This is a genomic window from uncultured Sphaerotilus sp., assembly GCF_963924895.1.
Classification (GTDB): Bacteria; Pseudomonadota; Gammaproteobacteria; order Burkholderiales; family Burkholderiaceae_C; genus Sphaerotilus.
Genome location: NZ_CAWURG010000007.1, coordinates 46,530 through 53,084 on the forward strand (window position 1 = coordinate 46,530; position 6,555 = coordinate 53,084).

At 68.4% G+C, this 6,555-nt stretch carries 9 protein-coding genes; 8 read left to right on the forward strand and 1 reads right to left on the reverse strand.

Features of this window, described 5'->3' with window-relative positions; genetic code table 11:
* Nucleotides 1-18: 18 nt before the first annotated feature.
* The 8 genes from AABN02_RS03225 (at nucleotide 19) to AABN02_RS03260 (ending at nucleotide 5,771) form a co-directional block, all read left to right on the forward strand.
* A complete protein-coding gene (locus AABN02_RS03225; protein ID WP_338413482.1) occupies nucleotides 19-291 on the forward strand; it encodes a hypothetical protein in 273 nt (90 codons plus the stop codon).
* A gap of 385 nt (nucleotides 292-676) precedes the next feature.
* Nucleotides 677-1,432 carry a hypothetical protein gene (locus AABN02_RS03230; RefSeq protein ID WP_338413483.1) on the forward strand — a complete coding sequence of 252 codons (756 nt, stop codon included), beginning with the start codon at nucleotides 677-679 and terminating at the stop codon, nucleotides 1,430-1,432.
* Nucleotides 1,429-1,593, forward strand: coding sequence for a hypothetical protein (locus AABN02_RS03235; RefSeq protein WP_338413484.1), 165 nt, complete (start codon nucleotides 1,429-1,431; stop codon nucleotides 1,591-1,593). Before AABN02_RS03230 ends, AABN02_RS03235 begins: the two co-directional genes overlap by 4 nt.
* Before the next feature lie 20 nt (nucleotides 1,594-1,613).
* On the forward strand, nucleotides 1,614-2,564 hold the full coding sequence (locus AABN02_RS03240) for a TAXI family TRAP transporter solute-binding subunit (protein WP_338413485.1): 951 nt from the start codon (nucleotides 1,614-1,616) through the stop codon (nucleotides 2,562-2,564).
* Nucleotides 2,565-2,611: 47 nt separating this feature from the next.
* Nucleotides 2,612-2,845, forward strand: coding sequence for a hypothetical protein (locus AABN02_RS03245; RefSeq protein ID WP_338413486.1), 234 nt, complete (start codon nucleotides 2,612-2,614; stop codon nucleotides 2,843-2,845).
* Nucleotides 2,846-2,908: 63 nt separating this feature from the next.
* Nucleotides 2,909-3,973: an endonuclease/exonuclease/phosphatase family protein gene (locus AABN02_RS03250; RefSeq protein ID WP_338413487.1), complete on the forward strand. Its 1,065-nt coding sequence runs from the start codon at nucleotides 2,909-2,911 to the stop codon at nucleotides 3,971-3,973.
* Nucleotides 3,970-4,839, forward strand: a complete 870-nt coding sequence (locus AABN02_RS03255; protein WP_338413488.1) for a rhodanese-like domain-containing protein — start codon at nucleotides 3,970-3,972, stop codon at nucleotides 4,837-4,839. The genes AABN02_RS03250 and AABN02_RS03255 overlap by 4 nt, the downstream gene beginning before the upstream one ends.
* Nucleotides 4,836-5,771: a pseudouridine synthase gene (locus tag AABN02_RS03260; protein WP_338413489.1), complete on the forward strand. Its 936-nt coding sequence runs from the start codon at nucleotides 4,836-4,838 to the stop codon at nucleotides 5,769-5,771. Before AABN02_RS03255 ends, AABN02_RS03260 begins: the two co-directional genes overlap by 4 nt.
* Here the strand turns inward: AABN02_RS03260 and AABN02_RS03265 are convergent, their stop codons facing one another.
* Complete coding sequence (locus AABN02_RS03265) at nucleotides 5,772-6,428, reverse strand: GSU2403 family nucleotidyltransferase fold protein (RefSeq protein ID WP_338413490.1); 657 nt, start codon at nucleotides 6,426-6,428, stop codon at nucleotides 5,772-5,774.
* Nucleotides 6,429-6,555 lie beyond the last annotated feature (127 nt).

A 6,555-nucleotide genomic window follows, 5' to 3' on the forward strand; every position in this document is an offset into this window, starting at 1 on the left:
AGCAAGTACACCATTTTCGTGAACGCCGACATTGGCGCATCGACCCACGAAACCCAATGCATGAAAGTGGACGGGAAACCCCGCTACACGTTCTACAGCTTCGATGAGATTACCGCCATCGCATTGAAATCCTCGAAGATCGCATTTGCATTTCCGATAGGGGACAGCCAGTTCAAAGTGAGCCGATTTTCCCTCAGCGGCTCGAACGAGGCCCTGGACCTGATGGCCAAGACCGGGCGCCAGATGATGCAGAAAACCATGGGCAAGGGCACGCGGGATCAGATGCTGTAAGCCCCCTCCATGCGGCCCAGACCGCCATGTCACTCACCCGTCCCGCCAATCTGCACAGGAGAACACCATGGGGTTTCACCACCAAATTTTTGCCGCCCTTGCGCTGATTTTTCTTGTCCTTGGCGCAGGGACTGTCGGTGTATCCGTTCTGCGGTCTGACGTAGTCAAGACAGGTCAAGCGGCTCCATTTCAAAACCGAGCTGATTCGAGAACAAAGCAGCAGCAACTGTATCTGCCACGGAAACTAAGAAAGTTTGCAGGAACGGTTCCCCCGCAACTCCCCCATGGCTGACTTGCAGGGGTCGCCCCATATGGAGCGAGAACACCACTGCAGGCATCCTGAATTCAACGACGCAACACCGCGTCCTGCCCCCCGGAGCCGACCATGCAGACCACCGCGCCCCTCGAATTCAAGCCCCTGCCGCCGCTGCAGGCCCTGCTGAACAGCCGTGACGGCCAGCGGGTCACGCAACTGGCCCGGCCGCTGACCTGGGCCCTCGGCCTCGGCACCGCGCTGGTCGTGGCCCCGGTGATCTTCCTTGTGGTGCAGGGCATGGCCGGGCTGATGGTGGCCGGCACGCTCGGGCTGGCCGGGGTGCAGCTCGCGCCGGTCGTGGCGCTCAAGCTGGCGAACTGGCGGTTGCGCCTGCTGAAGGGCGAGGCCCGCGGCAACCCGCTGCCGACGCTGGAAAACATGCTGCTCGACCGCCGCGCCGCGCTCACGCAGGCCAGCATCCACCTGCAAGGGGCCATCGCCCAGATCGACGCCTTCGTCGAGCAGGCCCAGGACTTCGCCCGCACCCACCCCGACGCCGCCGCCCGCTGGCTGGAGCGGGCACAGCGCGCCGGGCAACTGCGCGAACAGAAGAAGCGTGCGCTGCGCACTGCCGCGGAATCGGTGGCGGCCTTCGAGCAGGAAGTGGACCGCGCCCGCACCGAGTGGTCGCTGGTCGAGGCCGAGCGCGCCCTGAGCCACTCGCTCGGCGCCACCCGCGGCGACCCGATGGCGCAACTGCTGGAACGCACGGCGCTGGACAGCGTGCGGCTGCAGATGAACCGCGCCTTCGCCAGCCTGGAGACGGAACTGGTGCTCGACCTCAACGCCACCCCCACCACCCACACACCGGGAGCACGGCCATGAAGTTTCGCGTCATCACCTCGCTGCTGCTGGCCGCCGTGCTGGTCGCGCTCTACCTGTGGCAGACCGGCACGGACACCCAGCCACCCGACTCGACCTCTGCCCCAGCCCCCACCACCGACCAAGGCACCACCCAGGGCCTGGGCCGCGTCAAGATTTTCTGAATCCTCGCAAGGACACCACCATGACCACCACCACGCCCCTGTTCCTGACCCGCCATGTCACCACGGCGCTCGCCCTGGCCCTGAGCACCACGCTCGCCGCCGCACAAACTCCGCTCGCCGTCTCCACCGGCATCCCGCAAGGCACCTACGCCTCGATGTTCAAGGACTTGACGGGGGTCTGCGGCGCCTCGGCCGGGCTGTCGCTGGTGGAGAAGCCCTCGTCCGGCTCCAACGAGTCGGTGGACCGGCTGCTGCGCAACGAGGTGTCGGCCGCCTTCGTGCAGACCGACGTGCTGCACGCCCGGCGCACCACCGAAGACCTCGGCGGCGTGAAGGCGCTGGTGACGCTGCACCCGGAGCCGGTCCACCTGCTGGCATTGACTGCGCCGCTGGTCGAAGGCGGCGTGCTCGGCCTCGGCGGACGGGACGTGCAGTTCAACACCCTGGGTGACCTGGGCAAGCGCCGGGTCGGGGTCTGGGGCGGCGCGCTGGTGACGGCGCGGCTGATCCAGCTCCAGGCCGAAGTGGACTACCGCATCACCGAGTTCACCGGCCCGGAGGACGCGATGCAGGCGCTGCGGACGCGGCGCATCGACGCGGTGATGGCGGTGGGCGGCGCGCCGCTGGCGTGGATGCGCGGGCTGGACCGGAGCGTGAAGCTGCTGTCGGTGCCGGAGCCGTGGGCGGGCAAGCTGCGCAGTGTCTACCGCCCCGCCAAGCTGAGCTACAGCCACCTCGGGGCGCAGGGCGTGGCGACGGTGGCGACCGAGGCGGTGCTGGCGGTGCGCGACGTGCGTTCGGCGGCCGCGGCGGCGCCGTTGCTGAAGCTGCGCACCTGCCTGCAGCAACAGCTCGACCCGCTGCGCGACACCGTCGGTCACCACAGCGCCTGGAGCCAGGTCGAGGCGGGCAGCGTGCCGCACTGGCCGGTGTTCGAGCGGGGCGGTGCGGGCGTATCTGCACAACGCTGAATCAGAATCTCAGAATCCCGAGGCCACCGCCATCAGATTGCCAAGCCATGCACAGCACCGATGTCATCCTCACCCGGCCCGTCTGGTCCACTGCCTCCCTGATCCACCAGATCCGCATGGTCATGCGCGATCGGACGCCACTGGCCGAACTGTCGGAGCTGGAGACGCTGAACCTGGAATATGGCTGGCTGCTGGTCGATGGCAGCCCGCTGGCGTCTCTGCCTCGGTTGAAAGCCTTGAACCTGATGGGGTGCGACCAGTTCCGAGAGTCCGGGTACTGACGCACTGCCGTGGGCGGCCTGCACAATGCGCCCCGTCGCCTTGCGCCCAGGAGAACTCCCCCCGTGTCCACCGCCTCCCCCGCCCTCCAATGGCTCGCCCGCAGCGCCGTCGTGCTGTCGCTGCTGTGCGCGGTCGGCCTGTCCTGGCTCTTCCACCATGGCCCGGCGCGCGCCGGCTGGGTCGAGCTGCTGCGCTACGCGCCGTTCCTGGCCTATGTCGTCCCGGCGGTGCTCGCGCTCGGGCTGTCGTTCATGCTTGGCTGGGCCTGGCGACTGGGCGCGGCGGCAGCACTCGGGCTGATGCTGGTGTCGGTGATGGACCTCTCGCTCGGACTGGGCCGCACCCCCCTGCCCCCCGACGCACCCGGCACCCGCACCGTGCGCTTCATGACCTACAACATCAAGTCCTACCGCGCGGTGTTCCGCCACGGCGGCTTCGTACCGCTGAACAACGAGATCGCGCAGCACCAGCCCGACATCCTCGTCATGCAGGACGCCCGCGAAGTGTCGCGCCAGGGTGACCTGCCCTACGGCATGCGCGATGTGCTGCCGCAGCACAAGCTCTACGCCTACGGGCAGTACGCCGTCGCCAGCCGGTTCCCGATCCGCGGCTGCGCACCGGCGGACATGTCCTTCCGTGGCGAGAAACACGAGTACGTGCGCTGCACCGTGGACATCGACGGCACCGCCATCGACCTCGTCACCGCCCACCTGCTGACCCCGCGCGAGGGGCTGAACGCCACCCGCGAAGAACGCCTGGGCGGTCTGGACGACTGGAACACCAACTTCGCCGACCGCATGGCACAGGCCGACCGCATCGCCGGAGCGCTGGCCCCGCTGAGCCGGCCCACCATCGTCGCCGGTGACCTGAACGCCCCGGAGCACTCGGCCGTCGTGCAGACCTTCCTCGGCATCGGTCTGCACGATGCCTTCTCCGTGGGCGGCCGCGGCTGGGGTTTCACGCACGGCCACTCGCTCAAGCCGGGCGTGAGCTTCCTGCGCATCGACCACATCCTCGTCAGCCCGGAGATCGGCGTGCGCGAGGCCTGGGTCGGCTGGCGCGGCGGCTCGGAGCACCGGCCGGTGGTGGCCGATCTGGTGATCCGCACGCAGGCGGCCAAGCCATGACCGACCACGCTGCGCCTGAAGTTATCCACAGCGCGTTCTACCGCTTCACCCGGCTCGACGATCCCGCCGCCACCGCCGAGGCGCTGCGTGCGCGCAGCCGCGACACCGGCGTGCTCGGCAGCCTCGTCGTCGCGACCGAAGGCCTGAGCGGCGTAGTGGCGGGCCCGGCGGCAGCGGTGACCGCCTTCGAGGCGGCGCTGACCGGCGACCCGGTCTTCGGCGGCGCCTTCGCCGGCCTGCACTTCAAGCGCAGCCTGTGCACCACCGCGCCCTTCGCCCGGATGAAGGTCCACGTCAAGCCGGAGATCGTTGCCCTCGGCCTCGACGGCGTCAGCGGCCTAGACGAAACCGCCGAACAGCGCGCCTCGACCCACCTCAGCCCTGCCGCTTGGCGAAAGTTACTCACAGGCGGTGACGTGGTGGTGCTGGACAACCGCAACCGCTTCGAGTGGCGGCTCGGGCATTTCCGCGGGGCGGTCGATCCGGGTGTGGATAACTTTCGGGACTTCGCCGAGCTGGTCCGCAGCCAGGCGCCGCACTGGAAAGCCTGTGGACAACGTGTGGCGATGTACTGCACCGGCGGCATCCGCTGCGAGAAGACGGGGGTATGGATGCGCGAGGCACTCGGGCTGGAGGTGTTCCAGCTGGAGGGCGGCATCCTGAACTACCTGGAACAGACCGCCGCCGCACCGGACGCCGACGACCTCTGGCACGGCGAGTGTTTCGTGTTCGACAACCGCATCGCGCTGGACGCGCAACTGCACGAGACCGCCACGACCGCCGAGCAGGTCTACGACCCGGCGCAGCCCGACGAGGCCTGGCGGCTCGCACGCGCCCGCCGGCTCGACACGGCCACCGGCGCATGAGCCGCGCCCGGCCCGCCTGGACGCCGCCGATGCGCGACGGCGTGAGCGCTAGCCGCGTGGCCGTCACGCCGGGGCCGTGGCGCACGGTGCTGGACTTTCTTGTCCACAGGTTATCCACAATTCCGGAGACTGGCTGGTGCGAACGGCTCGGGCGCGGCGAGGTGCTCGATGCACAGGGTCAGGCCCTCGCGGCGGATGCGCCCTGCGTTGTCCACAGCACGCTCTGGTACTGGCGCACGCTGGACGCGCCCGAGCCGCGCATCCCGTTCGAGGTCGAGGTGCTGCACCAGGACGACTGGCTGCTGGCTGTGGATAAACCGCATTTCCTGCCGATGACGCCCAAGGGCCGCTATGTGCAGGAGACGCTGCTGGTGCGGCTGAAGCGTCTGACCGGCATCGAGACGCTGGTGCCGATGCACCGGCTGGACCGGGAGACGGCGGGGGTCGTGCTGTTCTCGGTGCGGCCGGAGACGCGGCATGCGTACCAGTCGATGTTCCGGGACAGAGTGATCCACAAGGTCTACGAAGCGGTGGCGCCGTGGTCCGATGCGCTGGCGGCCACGCTGCCGCTGGAGCGTCGCAGCCGGCTGGCCGAGCGCGAAGACGCCTTCATGCAGATGCACGAGGTGGACGGCGAGCCGAACGCCGTGACGCGCATCGAGTTGATCGAGCGCCACGGCCCGCTGGCCCGCTACCGCCTGACGCCGCAGACCGGGCAGAAGCACCAGTTGCGGGTGCACCTGAACGCGCTGGGCATCCCCATCGTCGGCGACCGGATCTATCCCGTGCTGCAGCCGGATCTGCTGCCGGGCGCCGAGCCGGACTACACGGAGCCGCTGCGGCTGCTGGCGCGGGAGATCGCGTTCACGGATCCGGTGACGGGGGAGGCGCGGCGGTTCGCGAGCCGGCGGGGGCTGCGTGTGTCGGCCTGACTAACGCGCCACAGGCAGGTGCTGCGGCAGATGTGAATGCAGTAGCTGTTCGACCAGATCCGCCTGCAGGGCATCCTTGTGCCGTTTGCGTGGGTCTCGGTTGGCGCGGGTCGCGATCTGTCGCTTGATCTGGATGAACGCCAGTGGATGCATGGTGTGCATGACGGCCATCCGCCCGGTCACGGACACCACGACCTGGCTGAACCGCTGTGCACTCAGGATCTTGTTCCCGGTGTCGATCTGCACCGCCCAGAGGTCGTCTTCGTGGTCGCTCAGGCGCAACGGGTGGGGATCGCCCTCGCGGGCCATCCGGCGGATGACATCCACCTCGAAACCTGACGCATTGATGGCCGTCTGCAGCTGGTCCGATTTCACCCGGAAGGTCGGATCGGCCTTGCGCAGCGCGCCAATGAACGACGTGTCCAGGCGGCGCATCTGCGTCACGAAGCCGATGCGCTTGCGGGTGTCGAACAGCAGGTCGATGTCCTGGGTCGCCATCGCTTCGGGCATGAAACGCGCACCCGCTGCGCTTTCGTAGGCATACAGCGCGTGGGTGCCGACCGTGGTGAAGTGCGTGGCCAGCCCGAGGTCGTCGATCGCATTCAGGACCCGGACCACCAGATCCGGGACACGGCCCACGCGCAGGTACGTATTCACCCCCCCGGTATCGGCCATAGCCAAGACCGCACCGGCGTCGAGTTCGACGGGCGCGAAAATTCTTAGATTGAGGGGTTGCCGAGCCGGTGAAGCACAAGCCCGGCTGGCGCAGCCTTCTCAGCCCGAG

What these genes read in the sequence shown, in the direction of transcription:
- AABN02_RS03230 (WP_338413483.1), top strand. Translation starts at nt 677, where the DNA reads ATGCAGACCACCGCGCCCCTCGAATTCAAGCCCCTGCCGCCGCTGCAG.
- AABN02_RS03235 (WP_338413484.1), top strand. Translation starts at nt 1,429, where the DNA reads ATGAAGTTTCGCGTCATCACCTCGCTGCTGCTGGCCGCCGTGCTGGTC.
- AABN02_RS03240 (WP_338413485.1), top strand. Translation starts at nt 1,614, where the DNA reads ATGACCACCACCACGCCCCTGTTCCTGACCCGCCATGTCACCACGGCG.
- AABN02_RS03245 (WP_338413486.1), top strand. Translation starts at nt 2,612, where the DNA reads ATGCACAGCACCGATGTCATCCTCACCCGGCCCGTCTGGTCCACTGCC.
- AABN02_RS03255 (WP_338413488.1), top strand. Translation starts at nt 3,970, where the DNA reads ATGACCGACCACGCTGCGCCTGAAGTTATCCACAGCGCGTTCTACCGC.
- AABN02_RS03260 (WP_338413489.1), top strand. Translation starts at nt 4,836, where the DNA reads ATGAGCCGCGCCCGGCCCGCCTGGACGCCGCCGATGCGCGACGGCGTG.